20 protein-coding genes are annotated in these 26,999 nt (G+C 62.3%); 16 read left to right on the top strand and 4 right to left on the bottom strand.

All coding sequences use genetic code 11. The features are described from left to right. Positions 1-543: 543 nt before the first annotated feature. A complete protein-coding gene (locus IZU87_RS12435; RefSeq protein ID WP_054556253.1) occupies positions 544-1,305 on the bottom strand; it encodes a sulfite exporter TauE/SafE family protein in 762 nt (253 codons plus the stop codon). A 690-nt stretch (positions 1,306-1,995) separates the two neighbouring features. On the opposite strand from IZU87_RS12435, the gene IZU87_RS12440 reads away from it, so the two are divergent. From IZU87_RS12440 to IZU87_RS12515, 16 genes are all read left to right on the top strand, one after another. Further along, positions 1,996-3,048 carry a glycosyltransferase family 2 protein gene (locus tag IZU87_RS12440; protein WP_213114724.1) on the top strand — a complete coding sequence of 351 codons (1,053 nt, stop codon included), beginning with the start codon at positions 1,996-1,998 and terminating at the stop codon, positions 3,046-3,048. Continuing rightward, positions 3,045-4,226, top strand: coding sequence for a glycosyltransferase family 4 protein (locus IZU87_RS12445; protein ID WP_213114725.1), 1,182 nt, complete (start codon positions 3,045-3,047; stop codon positions 4,224-4,226). Before IZU87_RS12440 ends, IZU87_RS12445 begins: the two co-directional genes overlap by 4 nt. Positions 4,227-4,345: 119 nt before the next feature. Further along, positions 4,346-5,455, top strand: a complete 1,110-nt coding sequence (locus IZU87_RS12450) for a glycosyltransferase family 4 protein (RefSeq protein WP_249330594.1) — start codon at positions 4,346-4,348, stop codon at positions 5,453-5,455. Between the two features lie 1,634 nt (positions 5,456-7,089). After that, positions 7,090-8,208 carry a polysaccharide export protein gene (locus IZU87_RS12455; protein WP_054556249.1) on the top strand — a complete coding sequence of 373 codons (1,119 nt, stop codon included), beginning with the start codon at positions 7,090-7,092 and terminating at the stop codon, positions 8,206-8,208. A 90-nt stretch (positions 8,209-8,298) separates the two neighbouring features. Then, complete coding sequence (locus IZU87_RS12460; RefSeq protein WP_107336369.1) at positions 8,299-10,518, top strand: polysaccharide biosynthesis tyrosine autokinase; 2,220 nt, start codon at positions 8,299-8,301, stop codon at positions 10,516-10,518. Positions 10,519-10,573: 55 nt separating this feature from the next. Then, positions 10,574-11,884: an exopolysaccharide biosynthesis polyprenyl glycosylphosphotransferase gene (locus IZU87_RS12465; RefSeq protein WP_249330590.1), complete on the top strand. Its 1,311-nt coding sequence runs from the start codon at positions 10,574-10,576 to the stop codon at positions 11,882-11,884. 178 nt (positions 11,885-12,062) lie between these two features. Further along, positions 12,063-13,205 (top strand): DegT/DnrJ/EryC1/StrS family aminotransferase, encoded by a 1,143-nt coding sequence (locus IZU87_RS12470; RefSeq protein WP_213114727.1) that lies wholly within the window; start codon positions 12,063-12,065, stop codon positions 13,203-13,205. A gap of 2 nt (positions 13,206-13,207) precedes the next feature. Beyond that, positions 13,208-14,047, top strand: a complete 840-nt coding sequence (locus IZU87_RS12475) for a WbqC family protein (protein ID WP_213114728.1) — start codon at positions 13,208-13,210, stop codon at positions 14,045-14,047. Then, the gene (locus IZU87_RS12480) at positions 14,038-15,507 is read left to right on the top strand and encodes a lipopolysaccharide biosynthesis protein (RefSeq protein WP_213114729.1); all 1,470 of its coding nucleotides are present in this window, start codon (positions 14,038-14,040) and stop codon (positions 15,505-15,507) included. The genes IZU87_RS12475 and IZU87_RS12480 overlap by 10 nt, the downstream gene beginning before the upstream one ends. After that, a complete protein-coding gene (locus tag IZU87_RS12485; RefSeq protein WP_213114730.1) occupies positions 15,501-16,625 on the top strand; it encodes a glycosyltransferase family 2 protein in 1,125 nt (374 codons plus the stop codon). The genes IZU87_RS12480 and IZU87_RS12485 overlap by 7 nt, the downstream gene beginning before the upstream one ends. A 142-nt stretch (positions 16,626-16,767) precedes the next feature. Next, positions 16,768-17,757: a phosphoribosyltransferase family protein gene (locus IZU87_RS12490; protein ID WP_213114731.1), complete on the top strand. Its 990-nt coding sequence runs from the start codon at positions 16,768-16,770 to the stop codon at positions 17,755-17,757. Between the two features lie 114 nt (positions 17,758-17,871). Continuing rightward, a complete protein-coding gene (locus tag IZU87_RS12495) occupies positions 17,872-18,669 on the top strand; it encodes a glycosyltransferase family 4 protein (RefSeq protein WP_213114732.1) in 798 nt (265 codons plus the stop codon). An 8-nt stretch (positions 18,670-18,677) separates the two neighbouring features. Then, positions 18,678-19,796: a hypothetical protein gene (locus IZU87_RS12500; protein WP_052384903.1), complete on the top strand. Its 1,119-nt coding sequence runs from the start codon at positions 18,678-18,680 to the stop codon at positions 19,794-19,796. A 206-nt stretch (positions 19,797-20,002) separates the two neighbouring features. Next, positions 20,003-21,169: a glycosyltransferase family 4 protein gene (locus IZU87_RS12505; RefSeq protein WP_213114733.1), complete on the top strand. Its 1,167-nt coding sequence runs from the start codon at positions 20,003-20,005 to the stop codon at positions 21,167-21,169. A 17-nt stretch (positions 21,170-21,186) separates the two neighbouring features. Next, on the top strand, positions 21,187-21,666 hold the full coding sequence (locus IZU87_RS12510; RefSeq protein ID WP_213114734.1) for a hypothetical protein: 480 nt from the start codon (positions 21,187-21,189) through the stop codon (positions 21,664-21,666). Positions 21,667-22,351: 685 nt separating this feature from the next. Next, a complete protein-coding gene (locus IZU87_RS12515) occupies positions 22,352-23,458 on the top strand; it encodes a glycosyltransferase family 4 protein (RefSeq protein ID WP_213114735.1) in 1,107 nt (368 codons plus the stop codon). A gap of 14 nt (positions 23,459-23,472) precedes the next feature. Here the strand turns inward: IZU87_RS12515 and IZU87_RS12520 are convergent, their stop codons facing one another. The 3 genes from IZU87_RS12520 to IZU87_RS12530 form a co-directional block, all read right to left on the bottom strand. Next, positions 23,473-24,729 (bottom strand): NAD(P)/FAD-dependent oxidoreductase, encoded by a 1,257-nt coding sequence (locus IZU87_RS12520; RefSeq protein ID WP_213114736.1) that lies wholly within the window; start codon positions 24,727-24,729, stop codon positions 23,473-23,475. A gap of 298 nt (positions 24,730-25,027) precedes the next feature. Next, positions 25,028-25,600, bottom strand: a complete 573-nt coding sequence (locus IZU87_RS12525) for a carboxymuconolactone decarboxylase family protein (protein ID WP_213114737.1) — start codon at positions 25,598-25,600, stop codon at positions 25,028-25,030. 65 nt (positions 25,601-25,665) lie between these two features. Further along, positions 25,666-26,994, bottom strand: a complete 1,329-nt coding sequence (locus IZU87_RS12530) for an aspartate aminotransferase family protein (protein ID WP_213114738.1) — start codon at positions 26,992-26,994, stop codon at positions 25,666-25,668. Positions 26,995-26,999: the final 5 nt, after the last annotated feature.

The raw sequence follows: 26,999 nt of genomic DNA on the forward strand, positions 1-26,999 counted from the left end.
GTGCCGCCTTGGCAATGGCATCAATGGCGTCGCTGAAATGCATGAGACCTTCCCATAATAAGTGTACCTGGCACAGGAAGGTCTCATGATCAGCTTATGGAGAATAGGCTTAACTGACTGGCATTACTGCCCATGGGCAGTCCCTTTCTTGTTGCAGGCTGTATGGAGGGCTTTATCGCGAGCTTTCTCGAGGGCTTGGCCTCGGGAAATCCCGTCAGCGCTTCACGCGCGCCAGCAGGCGCTGCCAGCAGCGAGTCACCAGTGACTGGCGATGCGTGTCAGCGTCTGGCTCGGGCGCGTCATCAGAGTCTTCATCAGTCTCTGCATCAAGGGCTGGGCCGGAATGACGAATGCAGAAGCGCTCCCCCGACGGTGCCATCATCCAGCGCGAGCTGCCCGCAGGGATACGTCCCGCCTGAACGTCCTCATCAAGCTTTCTGCCCGCTGCCTTGATGGCGTCAATCGTGCTCCCCGACAACTCGATGAAGCCTTCATCGCCTGCTGAATCAGCTGTGTCCTGTGCTGGTGGTGGGGGCTGAGACATCAGATCAGGCCCTTGATGATCAGATTGACGCTCGAGACCAGCAGAATGGCATAGGCGACCTGACGCAGACGATTGTCACTCAAGGGCGGCGGGAAGCGACGCGCCAGCTCGGTGAAGAGCATCACGACGAGGGCGCCCGACAAACCCACGAGCAGCAGCTGGGGCAGGGTGTCGCCGATACGCCCCGGGGCCGCGATGCTGAGGCCCATGCGCACGATGCCGGTGACGATGAAGACACCGAACAGCGTGCAGCGAATGGCGATCAGGGTCATCGGCTGACGATAGAGCACGACCACCAGAGGCGGGCCATTGGCCGCGAACAATCCCCCCATCAGGCCTGACAGCACACCCGCGGTATGAAAGTGCCAGCGTGGCGATGTCGTGGCACGCGGGCCCGGTTGAGCCAGCAGGGCGAGACAGGCGATCAGGATGACGATGCCCAGCAACATGCCCAGCAGGGGGGCTCTTTCACTGCCCAGCCAGACTGCCAGGAAATAGCCCACCGGCAACATTGGCAGGCTGGTGACCAGCAGGCGGCGTGCCAGGCGCGGATTGATCTCTCGCCAGTGCCCACGCATGGCCATCCCGTTGTTGAACAGGCCCAGCAGAGTACACAGCAATGCGGCGCTCTCGATGGGCAGCACATCGAGGGTCGCCAGCAGGCCCATCACGATCAATCCGAAGGCGAAACCGGTCAGGGTCTGGATATAGCTGGCGAGTGCCAGACTCATCATGATGGCGACAAGTTGCCAAGGCTCCATGAAGTCTCCGTGGGCAAGGGGGGGATAGAACAGAAAGGGCAGGACGGCGCTGGCTCCAGCATGCGCGACGCTTGGCGCTGGCAGGCAAGGGCGCTTGAGAGCGGGCGCCGTGCGCGTGCGGGGAGGCCGACCAATGCCTGCCATCATAGCCTGCATCGCGCTCTGGCAGTATGACACTCGCGCAAAGTGCTCACGTTGATGTGCGTCACATAAGGCCGCGGGCATGACGGCTTTGGTCGTGCTGGCTCAATTGGCTCAGTGGGCGGGGCGTATTTCAGTAGTCACTGATTATCAGTATCTGGCATGAGTTGCCGGAGGATTGGCGCATAAACGCTCATGATTTCGGCTTTTGGCGACAGCGCAGCTTGTTTGGGCTGAGGGGGATTATTAGTCTGTGGTCAACGGCGGGGCAGGAAGTGTCGCCATTTGCTGCCACTTTCTGCCACTACCTTTCTCACGAGCGGACATCCCTCCAGTGTCCACTCCTCAGGGTGACGCCGTTCACCTGTCATCTTCAGTGCAGGATCAGCTCCTGTCGGATGATCGGGACTCAAGCACTAAAATCCAAGAAATTGCGAATAAAAGTCAGTCGCAAGAACTGACCCACTCTTCAGTGCAGTGTGTGCTCTGCTTCGAGGGCGCTGGTCGGCTGTGCTGGTCAATGACAGTGAACAATAAAGAAGGCAGGGCATGGAACGCTATACAGGGAAGTCGCCTTACTTTTCCATCGTGACGCCAAATCACAATTCAGGGGATGGTCTTGCGCGCTGCATCAACAGCTTGCGTGACAACCAGGCATCCTATGAGCACATCATCATTGATGATTGCTCGACGGATGATGGATTCCTGTGGGCTGAGCGACAGGCGCAGCAGCAAATGGAGCAGCAATCCTCAGTGTCCACGCCGCCCGGCGAGACGCCTGACATCCCCGGGCGGCTGGTCCTGCGCCGCAATCCTCACAACATGGGGCCGGGTGGCACGCGCAATCATGGTCTGAGTCTGGTCAGCGGCCGCTATGTGCTGTTCTGTGACGCCGATGATCATTTCGCGCCTGGCGCGCTGGATATTCTGCAGGCCCGCATCGAGGCGTTCGACTCGCCCGAGGCGGTGGTCTTCCGCTACTGCCTGCAAGGCCCCAAGGGCGATCACGACAGCCTGGCATTCTGCCAGCAGGCCGAGGAGCGCCCGCTGGCCCGGGCCTTTCGTGACTTCATGCATGACACCATCGTGTCGTCTCCCTGGGGCAAGGCGATCCGCGCCGACCTGGCCTGCTCGCTGAGCTTCCCTGACCTGCCCGTGTCGCAGGATGGCCTCTATAACCTGGATCTGTTCGGACGCGCAGAGCGCGTGCTGTATCTGCCCGAGGTGCTGTATTACTTCGAAAAGCGCAGTGACGGCTCTCTGACGCGCAAGCCGTTCAGCAACCAGGAACTGGACAAGTTTCACCGCAGCTGGCGGGTCTTCGCGGAGCATTATCGTGAGCATTTCGCCGCGAAGCACGGCATGGCCCTGCTGGAAATCCGCGGCCTGCGGTTCGTCGGCGTCAGCTTCATCATGCGTCAGGCGATCAACAAGACGGCGGATGATTCGCGGGTGCGCAAGGTCGTGCTCGACCAGGTACGACAAGCGTCTTGGTCATCTCTGCGCCAGCTCTCGCTGAAGGAGCAGGCGCTGTTGATGAGCTATGCAGTGAGCCCGGCATTGTCCCGGCAACTTGTCCGCCGGAGCCAATACGCCTCATGAGCACTCATAAACATATCCTGTTCTATACCGGTGCCCAGTCACGCACCGGCGGCACCGAACGTGCCTGCGCCGATACCGCCAACATGCTGGCCGCCAGTGGCGATTATCAGGTCGAGATTCTCAGCGAATATGGCCCGGCGGAGAGTCCCTATCCGCTGCATGACGATATCGTGCACGAATCACTCTATCCCGAGCGCTCGCATCTGGGCGCCGTGCGTGGCCTGTGGCTGTTCCTGCGCCTGTTGTGGGTGGTGCTGCGCAAGCGCCCGGACGTGGTGGTGGTGGTCGAGAGCATCGGCTTCCTGCCCTTCCTGCTGCCGACGCTTCTCTGTCGCCGCACGCGCTACCTGTGCTGGGAGCACTTCAATGCCACCTCGGATCTCGGCGTTGCTCGCCGTGATACGGCGCGGCGTCTGGCGGCGCATCGCGCCGACCGCATCGTGGTGCTGTCGCATGAAGACCGCCACTACTGGGAGCGTCTGCATCCAGCCGCCCGCGAGCGACTCAGCGTGGTGCCCAACCTCAATCCGCTTGAGCATGTCGTTGCCGAGCGTCAGGCGCTTCAGAGCCGTGAGAGCAGTGCTGAGCGAGTGGCGGACTTACGAGACGCCAGGTCGCCCAGGGTGGCGGTGGCCGTCGGCCGCCTCGAGCCGCAGAAGGGCTTCGATCTGCTGCTTGAGGCCTGGGCGGCGTTGCCTGAGGCGACCCGTGATGGCTGGGTCTTGCGCATCGTCGGCGAGGGCGCAGAGCGTGGCGCCCTGATGGCGCAGGCCGAGCGCCTGAAGATCGCCCATCAGCTGCAGATGCCGGGCCAATGCCGGGACATCCGGCGCGAATACGCCGCGGCGGACCTGTTCGTGCTCTCGTCGCGCTTCGAGGGCTTTGGCCTGGTGCTGGTCGAGGCGCTGAGCTGTGGTATGCCCTGTGTCAGCTTCGCGTGTCCGGCCGGGCCGGGCGAGATCATCAAGCATGGCGTCAATGGCTATCTGGTCGCGCAGGGCGATGTGGAAGCCATGACCCGTCAGCTTGATGAGGTGCTGGGAGATGAGGCGGTGCTCGACAGGTTGCGCGCCAATGTGGATTACGGTCTGGACCGCTTCTCGCGCAATACCGTCGAGGCCAGCTGGCGCACGCTGCTTGAGGGGCTGGAAGCCCCGGCGCTGTTGAAGGTGATCTGATCGGCATGACGACCGCCTGGATGAGGGTGGTAGGCAAGACAGCCAGTGGACAGACAAGTGAGGGCAGCCGCCCTCACTTTTTTCATGAACGACAGCAGGAGGCTATCGCCGTGAGAATCATGCATGTCATCTCGACTCCCGCCTCTGGCGGCGCCGAGGTCTACGTCAAGGACCTGAGTCTGGCGATGGTGGCCGCTGGCCACAGTGTGCATATCACCTTTCTGGAAACCGCCGCGGAATGTGGCCGTGACCTCGAATACGAGCATCGCTTTCTGAGCCAGCTGAGTGCCGGCAATGTCAGCTACTCGTTTCTGGGCATCGAGACACGCCGTCGCCCGTGGCGAGGCGTGACGAGGCTGCGCAGGGAAGTGACGCGCTTCGCGCCGGATGTGGTGCATTGCCACCTGTATTACGCACTGATGTTCGCCTTTGGGTTGCCGCGCCAGTTGCCGGTGATGATGACGGTGCACAGCATCGAACTGGGCGCGCCGGCCTGGATGTTCCGGCTGTTTGATCGTCGCGTGACGGCCTACGTCGGTATCTGTCGCGCCTGCACCGACAAGCTGGCGCCGATTGCGGCGCGTACGGTGGTGCAGATCGACAACGCCGTTTCCGGCGCGCGTCTCAAGGCCAGTGGTTGGCGGAAGGCGAATCAGCAGGCCCCGGTGCAGCTGGCGGCGATCGGACGTCTGACCGATGCCAAGCAATACCCCCTGATGCTGGAAAGCTGCGCCAGACTCAAGGCGCAGGGCCTGGTGTTCACGCTCAGGATCGCCGGCGAGGGGCCGCACAAGGCACAGCTGATGGCGCAGATCGAGGCGCTCGGGCTCCATGATGAGGTCAGCTTGCTGGGCAATATCTCGGATGTGGCGGGGCTGCTGGCCAGCGCCGATGCCTTCATCATGTCATCCGCCTGGGAAGGGCTGCCGATCTCGCTGCTGGAGGCGACGCTCAGTGGCCTGCCGGTGCTGGTCACCGATGTCGGCGGCTGTGCCGAGGTGGTGCATCGGGTCGGCAATGGCCTGGTGGTTGATCAGCATACGCCTGAGCGCTACGCCGAGGCGTTGGGGCGACTGGTGGGGGATGCTGAATTGCGGCGTGCCTTCGCCCGCAACGCGCGCCGTTACGGGGCCAGTTATCACATCGATACCGCCCTGAGCGGGCATCTGGCACTGTATGGCAGCCACCAACTGGCGCAGGACGCCTCGGGGCTGGAGGTGACGCCCTGAGTGTCCGCAGCGGACACCCAAGTGACGGAAGGGCATGTTCAGGAAAGGCATGTTCAGGAAAGCCGGCCACGTCGCGTCGCTCATGATCGCCATTGGAAAGGCCAGGGGGCGTCGCTGACACCCCCTGGCCTTTTCATCTTTGGGGCGTGTCCAGGCGTGGTCGAGGCATCTGCGCGGTATCTGCTAAACGTTTGCGGGGCGTATCCAGGGATCTGCGGAGCGAATGTGGGGCCTGTGCAAAGTGCGATTGGGATTTCTCATTCTGCAAAGATGAGTCAGATGATGAGTTGTTGCTAAATTAAAGTAGTTTGATTTCGCAATTCGCATTAGATGCGCTAAGGGTAATCTGTCGTCTGTCAGGTACCTGACTGCCAATGATGAGGATTAGGGGAAGCAGCTTAAAGTTATCACCGCCAGTACAATCGTCTCGACGACCCGACAAGTCCTTGCTGTTGAAGTCAATTGATTTATTATCAGCCTTGTTGAAGAGGGGACAGTAATGTCGCTTATTGGCGAATCAGACGTCGCCGGTAAAGCGCCAGGTTCTCTTCGCTGCGACGTGCGTCATGTCACGGCCTATCGAGGTCGCCGGGCATGGCCGAGGCATGCAGACAGCATGCGCAGGAGTCGAGCGACACAAGCAGATACAAGCACGAGACAAGAGCAGGCCGGGCCTCGCAGCTGGGCAGTCAGGCGGGTAGAGGTACCGCTCCAGCGTGCGACACCGGGTACGGCGAAATGCCTCATGAGAAGGCATCAAGTCCCGGGGTCGAGTCTGGGGTCGGGGTCATTGCCGCCGGGTGGTCAGTCAGACCCGAGCTTGCCACAGACGTACAGGATAGTGCGTCAGCTCAGGCAGAGAATGTCAGTAACACATTGTATTAAATGGATTTGATATATTGGACGTGATTGACGAAGCCGTCGGTGCCTTACGCGCCAGCGGCCGTGTCCCTTGCCTTGCGGGGCATTGGGCGGTCGCCTCATTCGAGGTCGCGCTACCTGCCAGGTCGGGCAGATGGCGCAGGCGCATCCGGGCGATCGAACGTTGCACCTCAATCATCGCACCTCTCCATGGAATGCATGCGGGCATGAATTCTCATCCCGTTCTGACGCTGCCGTGCCAGCTGACTCGCCAACGAGATCGTCAGGTCTCGCCCGCTTGAAGGGGCTGCACAAACCTTCCGTCGACAGTGGCCCCTGACAGGTTCAAGCAACGAGTCGCTTGAACAGAAATGTCAATAAAAGTGCAAGAAAGAAGTAATCAGTAATGTTGGTGCGATCAATCTTATAAGTATCGGTTAATCAAATGAGTCATGTTGTCTTGATTGATGAGAAAGTCGATCAACGCAATATGTTGCATGTGTTAGATGCCTGGTAGTGAATTACTAAAATACTAATAAACGTTCCATTTCGGAGTTCGGTCATGGGCATGTGTCATGGACACATGCCTGACGTGTGTCCGGGGATATCGCAGGGGTATCGAAGGGCAGGCGTGACCACTCCATGACAGATGACATGTACGCCAACAGGGCGCCGCTATCGGCAGCAGGGGAGAACGCCAGTTCCTCGGGGCGGTAGCGTGCCGAAACAGCGCCTGGCGGTAGCGGTCAGGATCACAGGGGAAGAGACAGGATATGGATATACCGGTCAGAACGACGCTCCGGGCGTTCTCATTTGCCGCCGTGGTATTGGCGATGAGCGGGTGTGCCTTCGCGCCCGGTGGGCACATGGATTATGAAGCCGAGGTCGCGCCGCTGACCGACCAGGTGGAAGTCACGCCGATCACCCCCGGGCTGATCTCCAACTATCGCGCACGCCCCGCCCAGACCGCTCCCGCGCCGCCTGAGCTGGTCGATGACATCAAGCAGTACGTCTACCGCGTGGGCGGCGGCGATATTCTGGCCATCAATCTGAGCACGCCGCTGGACCTGGCTCAGGAAAGCGGTGTGCAGCGTCAGACGGTCGAGGCACTGACCTACATCGTCCAGCCGGATGGCACGCTGTTCTACCCCTATGTCGGGCGCATCAACATTCGCGACATGACAGTGGATGAGGTGCGCGCCGCGCTGGTCGCGGGGCTGTCCCGTTACATCACCGAGCCGCAGGTCAATGTCTCGGTGGCGCAATTCCGCTCCAAACGCGTCTACCTGAGTGGCGCCGTGACCGAACCCGGCTTTGTGCCGGTCACGGATGTTCCGCTGACCCTGATCGATGCCATCAGTGCCAGCGGCGGGGTCACGGCACTGGCCAACACCCACAACATCACGCTGACGCGCGACGGCCAGCAGGAGCACCTGAGTCTCTATCAGCTGCTGCAGCAGGGCGACATGCGTCAGAACCGTCTGCTCAAGGATGGCGACGTGATCAATGTGCCGGTGGCGGAAGACCAGAACGTCTTCGTGCTCGGTCAGGTACTCAAGCCCGGCAACATGCCGGTGGGCAATGAACGTCTGAGCCTCACCGATGCGCTGTCACGGGCCGGCGGGGTCGATGAGGACCGCGCCAATCCGTCAGGCGTCTTCGTGGTGCGTGAAAATTCGCCGGAGTCCGACAAGCTGGCCACGGTCTTCATTCTCGATATCTCGGATGCGACCTCGCTGATGCTGGGCGCGCGCTTCCCGCTGCAACCGCGTGATGTGGTCTACGTGACCGCCGCACCGGTCAGCCGCTGGAACCGTGTGCTGAGCCAGCTGCTGCCGTCCGTGACCAGTACCGGGGCCTTCGTCTCGGTCATCGATGACATCGAGGATTGAGGTCATGTCCCACTCCCGCATGGCAGGTCGCGTCGCGACCTGCCGTATCACCTGCCTGCCGGGCCTGAATCGTTTACTCAAGGCGGCGTCATGAATCAGTACACCTCTCCCATGCCATCCTCTTCTGCACAGCCTGGCAAGGACACCACGCGCCGACTCGATTTCAGCACCATTCTCGCCTTGCTCTGGCATCGACGCTGGTGGCTGATCGGCAGCACGCTGCTGTTCACCCTCTTGGGCATCTATCTCGTCGGTAGCCAGCAGCGCATCTACCTGGCCGATTCCCTGATCCAGATCGAGGACAAGGGCGGCAGCGCCAGCCTGCTGGGGCCGCTGGCCGGTCAGGCGACCGGCAGCGATGAGAGCAGCACCAGCGATGAGCTGGAAATTCTCGCCTCACGACTGGTACTGGGCCAGGCCGTGGATCGCGAGCGCCTCAATATCGTGGTCTCTCCGGTGCGTTACCCGGTCATCGGTGACTGGCTCTCCAACCGCCATCTGCGCCTGCCGGCAAGCCTGGGCGGGCAGGATTACGCCTGGGGCGATGACACCCTCAAGGTCACCACGCTTGAGCTCAGCGGCCCGTGGCAACAGCAGACGCTGACCCTCGAGGCCCTGGGCGATGAGCGCTACCGCCTGCTGGATGCCGAGGGGCAGGCGATCGTCGATGGCAAGGTGGGCGAGAACGCGCTGGCGGAGGGCATCAAGGTCTTCGTGCGCGAGTTGTCAGCCGAGCCGGGGGCGCGCTTCACGCTGACCAGCATCTCGGACCTGAGCGCCATCAACTCGCTCAAGTCGCGCTTCACCGCCGTGCGCAATGGCACCGACACCGGGGTGGTCACGCTGAGCCTGTCCGGCAGTGACCAGACCGCCATCGTCAACACCCTGGACACCATCACCAATGTCTTCCTGCAGCAGAACATCGAGCGGGAATCTGCCGAGGCGGACAATCAGCTCGGCTTTCTGGGCGACCAGATCCCGACGCTGCGTGGCCAGCTCGATGAGGCCGAATCGGCACTCAACGACTATCGCCGCCGTCGCGACTCGGTCGATCTGACCGCCGAGAGTCAGCAGGTGATGGAGAACCTCGTCGGGCTGGACAATCAGCTGACCGAGATCAAGCTGCGCCTGGCCGAGCTGTCCCGTGCCTACACCAGCGAGCACCCGGCCTATCGGGCGCTGGTGGCACGTCGTGATTCGCTCAATCAGGAGAAGGCGCGCGTGCAGAAGCAGGCCGAGCAACTGCCGGCCGCCCAGCGCGAGGCGCTCAACCTGAACCGCAATGTCACCGTCAGCCAGGAAATCTATGTCGCGCTGCTCAACAAGCGCGAGGAAGTGCGCCTCAAGAAGGCCGGCACCGTCGGCAATGTGCGCATCCTGGACCCGGCAGTGCTGCAGCCAGTGCCCATCTCGCCGAAGACGTCCCTGATGCTGGCCGTGTTCTGCATGATCGGCCTGATGCTGGGCACGCTGGCCGCGCTGCTGCGGCATGCGATGCGCAAGGGCATCGACACCGCCGAGCAGATCGAGGCACTGGACCTGCCCGTCTACGCCACGGTGCCGCTGTCGCCGCAGCAGCACAACATGATGCGCCGCGTGCGCCTCAAGGGCGAGAAGGGCGGCCGCGAGATCTATCAGGGGGTGCTGGCCACCTCTCAGCCGTCGGATATCAGTATCGAGGCCCTGCGCAGCCTGCGTACCAGCCTGCACTTCGCCCTGCTCGACAACCGCCGCAAGTCGGTGATGTTCACCGGGCCGAGCCCGGGCATCGGCAAGAGCTTCGTCAGCCTCAATCTGGCGGCGGTGAGTGCCGAGGCCGGTCAGCGCGTGCTGCTGATCGATGCCGACATGCGCCGCGGCCACCTGCATCACGCCTTCCAGCGTACCTCCGAGCAGGGCGGTCTGTCGGATGTGCTCAGCGGTGCCAGTCCGCTGGACAGCGTGCTGTATCACTCGCGCATCGACAATCTTGATTTCCTGGGCCGTGGCGTCGCGCCGCCCAACCCGTCGGAGCTGTTGATGCAGCCCAATTTCGCCGAGCTGCTGGAGCAACTCGGTGAGCGTTACGACCTGATCATCATCGACACGCCGCCGGTACTGGCCGTGACCGAAGCGCTGATCATCGGTCGTCACGTCGGCGCCAGTCTGATGGTGGCGCGCTTTGGCATGAACCAGGTGCGCGAACTCGAGCATGCACGCAAGAAGCTCGAGAACAATGGCATTCACGTCAAGGGCGCCATCCTGAATGCCATCGAACCGCAAGCTGGCGACAAGCATGGCTACGGTTATTACAACTACAGCTACGCCTGACATCGTCTCGCTTGGCAGCTCTCATGACGCTTGAATCACGGAGGAGGTAAGCACGATGAGCGGTATACCCTTGTCGATGGAGCACCAGCGGCGTTACTCGCATCACTACGAGCGCTTGCTGGCCAGCAAGCGATTGCAGCTGATCTTCGGGATGCTGGTGGTGGTCATCGCGCCGGCACTGTACCAGGCAGGGTTGAACCAGCTGATGCAGGGTGACACCCACTGGTGGCTGACCAGCGATGATCAGTGGCATGCCCTGCTGGGCACCGGTGTGGCGTACACCCTGTCGGTGACGGCGGTCAATCGCCTGTCCCGCCTGCCGGGCACGCGCTCCTACCTCTATGTCGTGCCGGCGATCGTCATCTCCTATCTGACCTTGATGATGGTGCTGGGCGTGCTGGGGCTTGAGTATTCGCGTCACCAGGTCGGCCTGTCCTTCCTGCTCGCGGTGAGCCTGTGCACGGCCTACTACTACATCGACACCCGACTGCGCCGGATGCGCTTCGCGGTGGTGCCCTACGGCAAGGCGCCGAGTCTATGTACTCGCCCGGGCGTCGAGTGGCTGTCGTTGCGCGGGCCTGACCTGGTCGGCCTGCCGCGTATCGACGGCGTGGTGGCGGACCTGCGCGGTAAGCTGCCCAGCGAGTGGGAGAGCTTCCTGGCCGACTGCACCATCCACCGTATCCCGGTCTATCACGCCACCCATGCCCACGAGATGATCACCGGTCGCGTGCTGCTGGATCACCTCTACGCCAACGAGTTCGGCTCGCTGACGCCGCGGGAAGACTATGAGGTCATCAAGCGCTGGATGGACTTCACCGTCGCCGCGCTCATGCTGCCGCTGCTGGCGCCGGTCATGTTGCTGACGGCGCTGGCGATTCGCCTCGACAGTCCCGGGCCGGTGATCTTTCGCCAGCCCCGCATGGGCTTTCACTGTCGTCCCTTCACCGTCTACAAGTTCCGCAGCATGTATGACGGCATGAAGGGCGCGGGCTTCACCCAGGAAGGCAGTGATCCACGCATCACGCGAGTCGGGCGCTTCATCCGCAAGTGCCGTCTCGATGAGCTGCCCCAGCTGTTCAATGTGCTCAAGGGCGACATGAGCCTGATCGGCCCGCGCCCCGAGTCGATGAATCTGGCCGACTGGTATCGCAAGGATGTGCCGTTCTTCCACTACCGCCATGTCGTGCGGCCGGGCATCACCGGCTGGGCACAGGTCGAGCAGGGTTACGCCGCTGAAGTGGAAGGCATGATCCGCAAGCTGGAATACGACTTCTTCTACATCAAGCACTTTTCCTTCTGGCTCGATCTGCTGGTGGTGATCCGCACCATCAAGATCGTGATCAGCGGCAACGGCTCGCGCTGAGCGGGCCTGCACTATCTATAGACGTCTGTAGACGAGTGTCTCCGCAGGCGAGTGTGCGGCACTTCTCTGAAACGTGTAGCGAGTCGCTGCCAGAGGAACCCGGCAGCGAACGCGCTGCACCGGCACTCGTCTGCTGTCAGAGCCAACCTTCATCTGATGTACGAAAGGAGTCGATATCATGATTACGGTGACGCGTCCCTACTTCCCGGAGCGGGAGAATTTCGACCGCTATGTGGATTCCATCTTCGAGGGGCGCTGGTTGACCAACCACGGCCCGCTCGAGCAGGAGCTCACTCGGCGTCTGGAAACCTACCTGGGCGTCGAGAACCTGCTGCTGGTCAGCAATGGCACCCTGGCGCTGCAGATCGCCTATCGCGCGCTGGGCATCGCCCAGATGCCGGGCCAGTACGAATCGGCGGAGGTCATCACCACGCCCTTCACCTTCATCGCTACCGCCAGCAGCCTGAAGTGGGAGGGCATGCAGCCGGTATTCACGGATATCGACCCCGACACCCTGTGTCTGGACCCGGCACGCATCGAGTCGGCCATCACGCCACGCACCCGTGCCATCGTGCCGGTGCACGTGTTCGGCAATGCCTGTGATGTCGAGGCCATCGATGCGCTGGGCGAGGCGCATGATCTGAAGGTCATCTATGACGGTGCCCACGCCTTCGGCGTGACCTATCGCGGCAACAGCCTGCTGTCACATGGCGATGCCAGCACCCTGAGCTTCCACGCCACCAAGCTGTTCCACAGCATCGAAGGCGGCGCGATCATCTTCAAGCGCAAGGAAGACCTGGAACGCGCCCGCAAGTTGATCAACTTCGGCATCATCGGCCCGGAGTGCATCGAGGAGCTGGGCATCAACGCCAAGATGAACGAATTCCAGGCGGCGATGGGGCTGTGCGTGCTGGATGAGATCGAAGGCAATCTGGAGAGCCGGGCGCTGGTCTGGCATGCCTATGCCCAGGCGCTGCGCGGCAATGTCCAGCTGCAGACCCGCCAGACCGGCGCCAGCCTGAATTACGCCTACTTCCCGATCATTCTCGAAAGCGAAAGCATGCTGCTCGAGGTGATGCAGCGTTTGCAGCAGGAAGGCTATCTGGCACGACGTTACTTCTGCCCGTCGCTGGAATCGCTGTCCTTCCTCGGGCGGCCCGCCGCCGAATTGCAGGACGAGGATGTCATCACCCCGCAGATCGTGCATTCCACCGATATCGCCAGTCGTATCCTGTGCCTGCCGCTCTACTCGGGGCTTGAGGTCAGCGAGATCCTCGGGGCGGTGCGCATCATCGTCAATCGCCACGTCAAGGCCGCCTGATCATGAACATCGCGATCATGCAGCCCTATCTGTTCCCGCATATCGGCTATTTCCAGCTGATGCATGCCTGTGACGAGTTTCTCGTCTATGACGATGTCGCCTTCATTCCGCGTGGCTATATCAATCGCAACAATGTGCTGCTGGGCGGCAAGGCGCATCGCTTCACGCTGTCGGTGCCCAAGGCATCGCCCAACCGCTTGATCAGCGAACTCGTCTTCGGCCCGACACCGGACAGCCTGCTGATCACGCTGCATCACGCCTATGCCAAGGCGCCGTATTACGCACAGGTCATGCCGCTGCTGCAGGCGGTGTTCCAGCATGAAGACCGCCGCATCGGGGCGCTGTGCAAGTACAGCTTCGAGCGGGTGTGTGACTACCTGGGGCTGGAGTGTCGCTTTCTGCTGACCAGTAAGCTTGAGCACGACCGCAGTCTCAAGGCCCAGGACCGTCTGATCGAGATGTCACTGATACGCGGGGCCGAGGGTTACATCAACAGCATCGGCGGCCGCAAGCTCTACCAGGCGGCGCCCTTTGCGGCCAATGGCATCACGCTGTCATTCCTCGCAAGCCAGCCGAGTGACTACTGCCAGACACCGCTTGATTCGCGTCGCTCGGGGCGTAAGGCGGAGTTCGTCGCCGGCCTGTCGATCATCGATATGCTGATGTGGTGCTCACCGGGCGAGGTACGCGACAGACTCGCCGAGTACCAGCTGCTGCCGGAAGACCTGGAGCTGCTGCGCGCCGCGGGCAATGTTGCGGGTGATACGGCGTCTGTGCCGGGGCCGCTGGCGCGCGATGTCTCGGCCCACCCGGTTCAGGGAGGCCTCGCCTCGTGTCACTGAGCAACAAGACCGCCATCGGCATTCTGTGGAATTTCTCCGATCAGCTATTGCGGCGTGGCATGGCCAGTCTGGTCACGCTGCTGCTGGCGCGGCTGCTGGTGCCGGAAGATTTCGGGTTGCTGGCGATGGTGCTGGTCTTTCTGACCATCGCCTCGGCCATGATGGATTCGGGTCTTCAGCAAGCCATTCTGCGCATGCCGACCCTCGGGCCGCGTGATGCCAGCACCGCCTTCTTCAGCAATATCGCCTTCGGGGTGCTGGCCTACGGCCTGCTGTATGCAAGCGCCCCCCTGATCGCCGATTTCTATGCCGAGCCACGCCTGATCGTGCTGGTGCGTATCGGCGGCATCGTGGTGCTGATCAATTCCTTCGAGGTCATTCAGGGCGCGATGCTCAACCGTGCGCTGGATTTTCGCACGCGCATGAAGGCTGGCATTCCCGGCAGCGTGGTGTCGGGCGGGGTGGCAGTGCTGCTGGGCTGGCTGGGCTTCGGGGTCTGGGCACTGGTGGGGCAGATGTTGACGGCGGCGCTGGTCACTACCGCCTTGATGTGGTGGTGGGGTAGCTGGCGGCCGCGGCTGGAATTCGATGTGGTGTCGTTCAAGGCGATGTTCCGCTTCGGCTACAAGATGTTCCTGTCACGCATGCTGGATGTGCTGTTCGTCAATCTCTATGTGCTGCTGATCGCCAAGCTGTTCTCCGCTTCGGTGGCGGGGTTGTTCTTCTTCGCCGAGCGTCTCAAGGAGCTGGTGATCAATCAGCTGGTGACGGCGGTGCAGAACGTGACCTTCCCGGCGCTGGCGAGCATTCAGGAGGATCCGGTACGCCTCAAGAGTGCCTATCGTCAGATCCTGCAGGTCATGGTCTATCTGCTGTTCCCGGCGATGCTGTTGCTGGCGGCGCTGGCCGAGCCGCTGTTCTTGACGCTGTTACCCGAGCGGTGGCTGGCGGCGGTGCCTTATCTGCAGCTGATGTGCATCGCGGCCGTCATGTATCCCCTGAGCACGCTCAATCTCAATGTGCTCAAGGTCAAGGGGCGCTCGGACCTGTTCCTCGGGCTCGAGATCGTCAAGAAGGTATTGATCTGTGCGGTGCTGGCGGTGACCTGGCGCCATGGCGTGATGGCGATCCTGATCGGGCAGATCGTGGTGGCGGTGGTGTCCTACATCCCCAATGCCTGGTTCTCGCGGGACTTGATCAACTACAGCATCCGCGAGCAGCTGGCCGACTTCCTGCCGGCTCTGCTGCTGGCCAGTGCGGTGGCGGGCACGACCTGGTGGGCCGTGCCTGCGCTGTTGGCCATCTGGCCGGCGCCGGTGGTGCTGGTGGTATCAGGCCTGCTGGCAGGGGCGGCCTATCTGTTGCTGTCCTGCTGGCTGCGCTTCGCGGCCTGGCAGTACGGCGCCGGCTGGATCCAGGAGCGTCTTTCACAACGGAAAGTGGGGAATACTGCATGTTAGAACTGAGTTATGCCCGGGCACTCGCGACGCCCCTCATGGATGGCACTCCGCAGTCAGGCCCCTTGCCTGTGCCGCCGGCGCCCGCCGAGGAAGCCGCCATCATGGCCGAGTGGGAGGGTGATCTCAGCGCCCCGCGCGTCTCGGTGATGTGCTTCGCCTTCAATCATGGCGACTACATTCGCATGGCACTGGATGGCTTTCTGATGCAGCGCACGCGTTTTCCGTTCGAGATCGTCGTGCATGATGATGTCTCGACGGATGGCACGCGGGAAATCATCGAGGAATATGCGGCCCGTTACCCGAACATCGTGCGGCCGATCCTGCAGGACGTGAACCAGTACTCGCAACATATCTGGCCGATCACCTTCTGCATGCCGGTGATGCGCGGCGACATCATTGCCTATTGCGAGGGCGATGATTACTGGATCAAACCCGACAAGCTGGCCCGTCAGGTCGCCTTGTTCGACGCCTATCCCGAGGCGACGGTCTGCTTCCATCCGGCGCTGGAATTCAATGAAGCCACCGGCGAGCATTCGCTCATCTGCCGCTATGCCGATAGCGTGAAGAAGATCTCTGCCGAGGCGGTGATCGGGCTGCGCGGTGCCTCCATTCCGTCACCGGCCTTCAGCTTCCGACGCGTCGATGCCACCGTCGACGCGATGATGGCGTCCTATCGCGGGGCCCCGATCATGGACTTCTTCCTGCAGTCCTACATGGCACTGCAAGGCGAGACTCTCTATTACGAAGATGCTGCCTGTGTCTATCGCCGCAATGCCAAGGGTTCCTGGACATCGCAGCAGCAGGAAAGCGAGGCCGAACAGCGCTATCAGCGCGACATGATCTCGGCCATCGACGTCTTTCATGCCAATACCCGGCATATGCCGCATTCCGACAGCCTGTATATCCCGCTCTATCACTACTTCAAGCAGTACGTGATGGCGCCCGCGAGCCCCATGCAGCGCCTGGCCAACTTCCGCCAGGGGGTCGCGCTGCTCTCGCACATGGACCGCAGTCGGCTGCTGCGCCTCGTACGTCAGGATGTGATGACCAGGTTGATAGGCACTCGTCGCCGTCGTGTGACATCCGAAAGTGCAGTGCAGAAGCGCAAAAGCGCCTGAATGCCCCCGATTATCGGGGGATGAGGGCGAGAGAAGCGTTTGATGACAGGACGTCGTCAATGACATCAAAAAAGCGCTGCAACACACAAAAGCGCGAAGGATATCGGCCTTGGGCCGTCGTGAGTCGCAAGGGGACCGCAACATGAATTATCGCAGTTACGCCGACCTGAGTTCGGACATCGCCAGACAGTTGTCGCGCCTGCAGGCCGGGAATTTCGACCTGATCGTCGGAATCCCGCGCAGTGGAATGGTGCCGGCCTACATGATCAGCGCCATGCTCAATCGGGCCTGCACGGATCTCGACACCTTCATCGCCAACGGCTCGCCCGGCAAGGGAATGACGCGCAAGGTCCGGGGGGCGGCGCAGAGCGCCTGGGAAAATCAGCGTGTGCTGCTGGTCGATGACAGTTTCAACAGTGGAGCCTCGCTCAAGGCCTCCCTGGCGCGCATTCCGCAAGAATGCCCCTGTGACATCACCACCTGCGTCATCTATGCCAATCCGGCACCGGTGGTGGGGGTGGACATGTATCTGGTCGAACTGGAGCACCCGCGTGCCTTCCAGTGGAATCTGTTTCATCACCCGGCGCTGGCCGATAGCTGCCTGGATATCGATGGCGTGCTGTGCCTCGACCCGACGCCTGAGCAGAACGATGACGGCCCGCGCTATCGCGACTTCCTGACCAGCGCGGCGCCTCTGCATATCCCGACCTACCGTGTGCACTCACTGGTCACCAACCGGCTGGAAAAATATCGTCCCGAGACGACCGCCTGGCTGGCCCGGCACGGTGTCGAGTATGACCACCTGATCATGCTTGACCTGCCCAGCAAGGAAGAGCGGCTGCGCCAGAATCGCCATTCGAGTCACAAGGCGGATTACTACCGTGACTCCGGCTGTCGCCTGTTCATCGAAAGCGAGGTGGGGCAGGCCACCAACATCACGCGCATGACCGGCAGGCCCGTCTATTGCGTGGACGCCCACCATATGATGACCCCCGAGTGGGCCTCGATGTCAGCGCAGAAGAAGGGCCAGGTGCTGGTGTGCACGTTCAAGCGCATGGCGCGCCGGGTCGTGACCTGGTTGCCGGCGCCGCTGGCCCGCCAGGCGCGCAGTGTCTATCAGCGCCTGGCCTGAATGAACCGAAGGAAGTGGGGCTGACGATGACCACCATGCGCAGATGGCATGGCGGTCATCGTGTATTGACTCGATCAAGCCTGGCTCAAGGCTAACACTGGCGAAGGAGTGGCAATGAAGACGCATCGGATGGCGCTTTTGGTCGTGGCACGGCAGATGACCCTCGAGACTCGCCAGATGCTGGCGTTGGCGGCGGGGCTGACGCGCCTGGGTCACGAGGTGGACCTCATCGTGCCCCAGGCCCATGAGGAGTTGATCGAAGGTCTGGCACATGGGGTGCGGCTGGTAGAGCTGGGCGTGCACAGTGAGTTGACGGGCGTGCTGGCTCTGACGCGCTATCTGGCGCGTCATCGCCCGTGTTTCCTGTTGTCCAGCGGTCTGGAAGCCAACCTCAATGTGCTCAAGGCGCGCCGTCTGGATCGTTGGCGCGTGCCGGTGATTGCGCATCATGCCGTGACACCGGCCACTGAACTGGTGGCGGCGGGCAGCAAGGCGCGGGGCCTGAGGCGCAGAATGGCGCTCAAGTATCCGCATGCGGCACTGGTGCTGGTCGAAAGCGATGAAGCCGGCTGCCAGGCACGCCACGAGGGCGGTATCGAGGCAACGCGCGTCGTGACGTTGCCGTTGGCCCCTGATGAGGAGACGGGCGCGCTGAGCGAGCATCAATTGATGCAGTGCCTGTCGCTGATGCTGTCGGCAGCCGAGGTCGAGGGCGCGTCACCCTTCTCGTCCCAAGGCTGGCAGGTCAGCAGCGGGGGTGCTGCGGCTGGCCTCGCGCAGTCCTCGCCGTCCCTCGATACCTCTGGCGTGGTGAGTCGGCAGGCCACCAGCGCTGATACCGGCGCGTCCGCGCCCCTCATGTCATCCGCCAGTCTGCAGGCCGAACTGGCCAACAGCGGCGCACGAGAATAAGTCTTTCCATGGAACACATTCTGCTCGACCTGCCCAACCTGCTCGTCTGTCTGGTACTGGTGATGGTGGGCTTTCTGCGTGGTTGGGTGACGCGCAATGTCGCGATCATCCTGAGTCTGAGCAGTGCGGTGCCGTACCTGTTGAACAATGTGCTGTTCGATGCCGAGTACATGCCGGACCAGTTCCGCTACTGGGAGCAGGTATTGGCCATGCGCAGCATGGACTGGGGAGCGATGGACCACTCCCTGACCGTCTCGGTCTCGTCGGGATTTCTGGCGCTGTTGCCGTTGCCGCTGGCGGAAACCATCACCAGCCTAGGCTTCTTCAACAAGTTCCTCTATATCGGCGCGCTGATGGTGCTGATTCGCCGCGGCATCATCTCCCATGCGGTACTGCTGTTCGTGCTGTGCTACCCGAGCCTGGTGCTCTACAGCTCACTGAGCCTGCGCGACACCCTGGTCACCGGCTTCATGCTGGGCAGCTTCCTGCTGGCCATCGAACGCCGGCCGATGTGGGCGCTGATCTTCCTGTTGCCGTTATGGATCATCAAGTTCCAGAACGCTCTGATCATGCTGATCTTCCTCGGCATCTATCTCCTCTACGATGTCAGCCGTCAGGGCCTGTCGACCAAGCGATTCTGCTGGTTGCTGGTCGGGCTGGCCGCCAGTGTGCTGGTCATCTATCCGCTGGCGGTGGACCAGATCAACTTCTTCCGCGCGGCCATGTATCTGGAGGATGGCGGCAAGATCGAGGATGTAGAGGTCATTCAGGGCTTCGGGGACTTCGTGGTGACGGGAATCCAAGGCGCGCTCTATTTCCTGATCAAGCCATTGCCTTGGGAAGCCGCCAATGCGCTGCAGTTGATCCAGTCGGGAGAGAACCTGCTGGTGGTCGCCTTCCTCGTCTGGCTGACCCTCAAGTGCTGGCAGGTCCAGCGTGAGAAGACGCTCTTCTGGCTGCTGTATCTGATCGGCGCCTTCACCATCTATGGGCTGGTCGTCTTCAACTACGGCACCGCGGTGCGCTATCGCTTCCCGTTCCTGGTCATCTATGTGGTGTGCATGGCGCATGACACAGGGCTGGTGCGGCTGTGGCAGCAGCAACGCCGGCCTGCGTTGCTGGACTGAGCTGCTGGAACGAGTTGCTGGACTGAGTTGCCGGCCTGAGCTGCTGGATTGAGGCACGACGTCTTTCCTTTCGCGCTGGTGTCGCTTCTCGATCGTTTCTCTTGTCGATGGCTCCCCTTATTCAAGGTTTCTCTCCCGGATGCTTCCGGTCGCGCGGGCTCATGCTCGCGCATGTTCTTCTTCGCATGACACGCAAGGAATGCCCCATGCCAACACGTGACGCACAGCCCTCCACGGTGGTGCTGGTCTCCAACTCGTCGTTCTTTCTCTACAACTTCCATCGCGGCGTCATCGAAGGGCTGCGTGATTCGGGTTATCGCGTGGTGTGCCTTGCGCCCACCGATGCGCATAGCGCGTACCTGGTGGACGAGCTCAAGGTCGAGCATCGTGCGCTGGGCATGGAAGGCAAGGGCACCTCGCTGATCGGTGAGGGCAAGAGCCTTTTGGCGCTGCTGGGGACATTGCTGAAACTCAAGCCACGCTATGTTCTCAACTTCACCATCAAGGCCAATGTCTATTCGGGGCTGGCGTGTCGGCTGCTCAAGATCCCCTATACCAACAACGTCTCGGGGTTGGGCACCGCCTTCATACATGACAGCTGGCTGTTTCGTCGGGTACGGGCGCTGTATGGCTTCGCCAACCGTGGCGCGCGTTGCGTGTTCTTCGAGAACCGCGATGACCAACGCCTGTTCATGCGCCTCGGGCTGCAGAAGTCCACGCCGTCTGTCGTGCTGCCCGGCGCCGGTATCGACCCGCAACGCTTCGCCTTTGCGCCGCAACCGCAGACGCCACCGCTGACCTTCGTGATGGTCGCACGCCTGATCGGCGACAAGGGGGTGCGGGAATACGTGACGGCGGCCGAGCGTCTGCATGAGCGTTATCCGCAGGCACGCTTCTGGTTGATCGGCCCGTCGGGAATCAGCAATCGCACCGCGATCAGCGATGAGGAAATCGCTGCCTGGCGCGAGCGCGGCGTATTGCACTACCTGGGCGAACAGCGGGATGTACGCCCCTTCCTGGCCGAGGCCAATGTGCTGGTGCTGCCGTCGTACCGGGAAGGCATGCCGCGCACGGTACTGGAGGCGGCCTCGATGGGGCGTCCGGCGATCGTCAGTGATGTGCCGGGCTGTCGCAGCTCGGTCAATCCCGGTGTCACTGGCTGGCTGTGCGAAGCGGCCAATGTCGAGTCTCTTGAGCAGCAGATGCAGGGCTGTCTGGACATGTCGCATGCGGCATTGATGGAGGCGGGGCAGGCGGCACGCGTGCGTATCGAGCGTGAATTTGATCAGCAGATCGTGGTGCGTGCCTATCTGGGCTGTCTGCAGCACACACTGGATATCGAGTTGCGTAAGTCAGTACTCGCTACCGCCTGAAGCGGGACGCTAACATATTGACACCGTTGGATTTTCGTCAGGAAGATGAAGAAAATCGTTCTCGACAGTTGGGCAAATATCAGGAACTGCTGCTGGATTTAACGCGCATAATGGCCCCGCGAGTGAGAGTGACAGGCGCCTGCCTGGAGAGCTCAATCGGTCGGGGCAGTGCTTCTTCTGGCAATGACACACCGCGTGTCGCTGAACAGGCCGTCTCGCTGGAACGCGATCGATCGTTATCAAAGGGAAGGATGCCCGTGAACACCATCAACAGAGAGCAGAATGTCGTCATGAGTGGATATCGTTTCTGCGCCCAATGCGGGGGCGCCAGCGTACACCGCGTAAAACGCCATTGGTGGCAGCGACTGGCCGGCAAGGCGCCGCTCTATCACTGTGAAGACTGCGGCATCATTCATCGCGTCTCGACTGAGGCCATCACTGCCAGCCGGACGAGCCAGCAGGACGCTGAGTCATCGCACCCGATGGCTGGCCGCTGATCCTGTCTTCAGGTGCCAGCATTGAGCTATCGAGCTGAGCCTGGCGCGCCGGCATTGGATTTATCTCTTCATCACCCATGCCACGGCGCGCGTTGTACGCTCACCATGATTCAGGACAAGCGTGCTTCTCGGAAGGCGGGGGTGGGCAAGACGCGTTGAGCTGGCATCTCGCATGATGCCTGGCAGTGTTCGTTCAGCGCTCAGGCCGCTTGCCACTCTCGCTTTTCGAACTCGCTTTCCGAGCTCGCTTTTCGTATCAGCTCCCCGCGCACGCTCCTCTTGCCGTGTTGTCCTGCTGGCGCGCTGTCCTGCTGGCGCGCTGTCCTGCTGACGCGCTGTCCTGCTGACGCGCTGTCTTGCTGACGCGCTGTTTTGCTGGCGCATTTTCTTTCTAACGTGCTGTCTTGCTGACGTACCGTCTTCCCAAAAAATGCCTGAGGCATTTTTCTTCATGAAGCGGTCAAGACGTGGTGACCGCCGCTCGTCTTGCTGTCAGCCGTTTTGCGCGACCGTTCCTGCGCTAGATCGCACCGCTTCATGTCATACCCCCTATCTCCCGCCATCGACCCTCGTCGGTGGCGGGTTTTTTCTGCGCCGCAGTTGAGCATTTCGATCAAGCAAGGCGATATCTCGCCTGCTGACGGGTGCCTCGCGGCGAGCATTTCCCTGTGGAGCGCATGAACCAATGAAGATTCTGTTTGTCGTCGGTAATCTTTCCAGCGACGGAGGCACGGAACGTGTCACATGCGAAATCGCCAGCGGACTGGCGCGCTCGGGTCATGACGTGATGATCGCGAGTCTGTTCGGGCCAGCGACCAGTTCGTTTTCCCTAGAGGACAGCATCACGACCTGTTGCCTGAATCTGAAGGAAGCCAGAGGCGGGGCCCGACGTTCGCTGGGCATCAGTTCGGCGCTGCTGACCAAGGTCCGACATCAACAGGCCGATGTAGTGGTGCTGGTGGATTCGATCCTGTTCGCCTTCTGTGCGCCGTGGGCCTCGTTCCAGCGCGCTCGAATCATCTGCTGGGAGCATTTCAACCTCGCCACCGATCATGGTTCACGCCTGCGTTCGGTGGGGCGCTCCACCGCCGTGCGCCTGGCCGACGCCATCGTGGTGCTCACTGAGCGGGATGCCGAGGCCTGGCGAGCGCGTTATCGCATCCGCGACAAGGTCGGCGCGATCTGGAATCCGGTGCCGCACTTCCCCAAGCCCAGCGAGGAGAGCGCAGCGTCGCGTACCGTGCTTGCCGTCGGGCGCCTGACGGAGCAGAAGGGCTTCGATGTGCTGCTGAACGCCTGGCACAAGGTCGTGTCGGTCCACCCTGACTGGCGGCTGCGCATCGTCGGCTGGGGCAAGGACGAAAATGACCTCAAGGCCCAGGCCTGGACACTGGGCCTGAGTGACAGCGTCGTCTTCGTGGGCCGCACCTCACAGGTGGAAAAGGAGTATCAGCGGGCGGCGTTGTACGTGATGAGCTCACGCTGGGAGGGGCTGCCGATGACACTGCTGGAAGCGCAATCCTTCGGCTTGCCGGTGGTCTCGACAGACTGTGAGACCGGGCCTGCCGAAATCCTGGCCGGCGGCAGCGGCGTGCTGGTGGATGTCGAGGACGATGAGGCTCTGGCGCGCGAGATCCGTGATCTGATCACGGATGAAGCTCGTCGCAGCGAGATGTCCCTGCTGGCACGCGACAATGCCGCGCGCTTTGATGCGGACACCCTGTGCGGTGAGTGGCAGCAGTTGCTGGAGCGCCTGACCTCCGGTCGAACCCGCATCGCGGATGCCTCGTGAATCCTCCCAGAGTGTCAAAATCGAGCCGCAGAGCAGGGCGTGATCCACTCTGGTGAGCCTTTGGCTAAACATTCGCTGACCAGGCGGCCAGTCACGCCTGCCAGTGTCACCCCGATATGCTGATGGCCAAAGGCATGGATCACGCGTGGCTCATTGAGTGACGGGCCGATCACCGGTACGGAATCGGGCAGGGTGGGACGAAAGCCCAGCCAGCGCCGGGCCGCCGGGGCGTCAATTCCCAGCACCTTGCGCACCCGGCTTTCCAGATAGTCGAAACGGGCCGGGTTGGCCGGCCCCGCAAGCGAGCTCAGCTCCACGGTGCCGGCCACGCGCAGGCGCGCACCCTCGGCACTGTGCAGTGGCGACATGTAGAAGGCGCTTTCCACCGGGCAGGTCGGGCGGTTGAGCGGTGATTGCTCGAGATCGAATTCGATGTGATAGCCACGCTCGGTATCCAGCGGAATCCGGTCGCCGATCTGGCGGGCCAGCTGTGCCGACCAGGCCCCGGCTGCCAGCACCACTCTGTCCGCCATGAGTCGCCGGCCATCGGCGTACTCCAGCAGCATGCCGGAGGCCCGACGGCTCAGGCGGGTGACCTCGGCGCTGACGATTCGGCCCTCTTCGCGCAGTGGGGTGGCCAGGGTGTCGATGAACACCTGCGGGTCATCGAGGTGACAGGAGGAGGGGAACAGCACGCCACCCGCGGTGTGGCCTTCCATGGCGGGTTCCAGCGCGATCAGCTCGTCCGCCGTCAGCACCTGCTGGTGAATGCCGAGCTGGTCGCGCAGTCGGATATCGCCCTGTGCGGCCTGCAGGTTCTCGGCCTTGCCGTAGGCATACAGGCAGCCCTTGCGCTGAATCATCGCGGCGGCGGCGGGGGCATCGTCCAGCAGCGGCTGGTAGTCCGTGTAGGTATGGCTGAGCAGCTGGGCCAGCATCTCGCTGTTGGCGCGAAAGCGAGTGGCGTTGCACTGGCCCATGAAGCGCATCAACCACGGCGAGAGCCTGGGCAGGCATTTCCAGTCGATGACGAAAGGTGAGTCAGGCGACAGCAGCAGCGACGGCATGCTGCGCCAGATTTCCGGACGGGCGATGGGCAGGCAGCCGTAATCCGCCAGGGTGCTGGCATTGCCGAAGGAGGTGCCGCTGGCGATGCCTTCGCGTTCGATCATCGTCACCTCGTGGCCGCTGCGCCGCAGCCACAGGGCGCAGGCGACACCCACGGCGCCTGCGCCGATCACCGCCACTTCCGTGTGTTCGCTATCACTCATTGATCGCTCACCTTGTGGTCATCTTGTTGTTATCGAGGTGTTGTTATCGAGGTGTTGTTATCGAGGTGTTGTTATCGAGGTGTTGTTATCGAGGTGTTGTCATCCTGGCGTCGATATCGAAGCGTCGTCATCGAGGTATTCGCGCCGCAATGACGCACGCCCCGGGGGTGGCCGGGGCGCAGAAGGGGCCTTTCGAGCATGCCTCGCGGGCGACAGCTCGGCAAGCGCGCGGTTACCGGGCGTGTCGTACTCAAGCGTTCCGGGCGTGGCGCTATCCAGGCCCTTCAAGACACGCGTTTCAAGATCGGCTCGGCTCCTCGAAGGGCAGCGGGATGTCATCACCACGCCGGACGGCGAAGACATTCAGCGTCATCGCCACCAGGGCGTAATAGCCCAGCACCCCGACCAGCTCCACCACCACGGTTTCGCCAAACATCGCGACGGCCTCGCCGTAAAGGGCATCATCGACGCGCTGTTCGGCGTAGAGGGCGCGGGTGATGCGATAGACCAACCGCTCATCGTCTTGTTCAAACGCGGGTTCACGCTCCTCGCGCAGCGCCGTGATGATCTCGGGCGCGAGGCCGGCCTGCTCGGCAATCGGCGCGTGAATCTGCCATTCAGCCTGGGATTTCCACCACACCGCCGTGGTGAGAATCGCCAGCTCGCTGAGGCGCAGCTCAAGGCCGGTGGCGTAGCGGCAGAAGGCACCGAGGCGCTGGGCATGACTGGCAAGCTCGGGGCTGTGGATCCAGGCCAGGAAGGGGCCGTCCAGATTGCCGCGCGGGCCGCTGAGAATCTCGGCCAGCACCTCGCGCTGAGCCGTGCTCATGCTGGCGTCATCCAGTTCGGTCAGGCGCGATGTGATCGCCATGAAAGTCACTCCATTCAAATCCATTCAAAGATCGTGGGGTAGGCAATGTGCCTGCAGCTGAGCCGTCACAGGCTGGCAAGGGTGGTATCGATGGCACGCCCCAGCTTGGCGGTGATCTCGTCCAGATGCGACTCCTGCAGAATGAACGGCGGTGCCAGCAGGATGTGATCGCCCTGGCGGCCATCGAGGGTGCCGCCCATCGGATAGCACATCAGGCCTTCGGCCATGGCGGCCTTCTTGAGGCGCGCATGCAGCTTGAGGGAGGCGTCGAAGGGCTTTCTGGAATCGCGATCCGCCACCAGCTCCAGCCCCTGGAAGAGGCCGCGACCGCGGATGTCGCCGACATGGGGGTGATGCGCGAAGCGCTCGTTCAGGCGCGCCTTGAGCCCCTCGCCGAGGAAATTGACGCGTGTGAGCAGGTCGCGGGCTTCGATGGTCTGCTGGACCGCCAGCGCCGCGGCACAGGCAGTGGCGTGGCCGATGTAGGTATGGCCGTGCTGGAAGAAGCCGGAGCCATTGGCGATGGCGTCACGAATGCGCTGGCTGACCAGGGTCGCGCCGATCGGCTGGTAGCCGGCGCCCAGGCCCTTGGCGATGGTGATCAGGTCCGCCGTGACACCTTCCTGCTCGGCGGCGAACAGACTGCCGGTACGTCCCATGCCGCACATCACCTCGTCGAGAATCAGCAGCACGCCGTAGCGATCACAGACCTCGCGGATGCGTTTGAAGTAGCCCGGTACCGCGGTGACGGCGCCTAGGGTGGCACCGACCACCGGCTCGGCCACGAAGGCCATCACGTTGTCGGCGCCCAGGCGCAGGATTTCCGCCTCAAGCTCCGCGGCGAGACGAATGCCCATCGCCTCGGGCGTCTCGTCGGGCTGCTGGTCCCGATAGGCGTAGCAGGGGCTGACGTGGCTGACGTTGATCAGCAGCGGCTCGAATTGCTGACGCCGCCAGGCATTGCCGCCGGTGGCCAGCGCGCCCAGCGTATTGCCGTGATAGCTCTGGCGCCGCGCGATCAGATGCTTGCGCTGGGGCTGGCCGATCTCGACGAAATACTGACGGGCCAGCTTGAGTGCCGCCTCGACCGCTTCCGAGCCACCGGAGACGAAGTAGACGGAGTCGAGTCCAGCGGGGGCGCGTTCGATGAGGAAGTCGGCCAGCTGCTCCATCGGGTCGCTGGTGAAAAACGAGGTGTGCGCGTAGGCCAGTTGGCTGACCTGATCCTTGATGGCCTGCGCCACCGCCTCGTCGCTGTGCCCCAGGCATGACACGGCCGCGCCACCGCTGGCATCCAGATAACGGCGACCCTCGCGATCGACGATGTAGGGGCCCTCGCCCTTCACGGCGGTGGGATACTCCTGATTGAGGTTGCGATGCAGTACGTGGCTCATGCGGG

This window comes from Cobetia sp. MC34, from assembly GCF_018340035.1.
Classification (GTDB): domain Bacteria; phylum Pseudomonadota; class Gammaproteobacteria; order Pseudomonadales; family Halomonadaceae; genus Cobetia; species Cobetia amphilecti.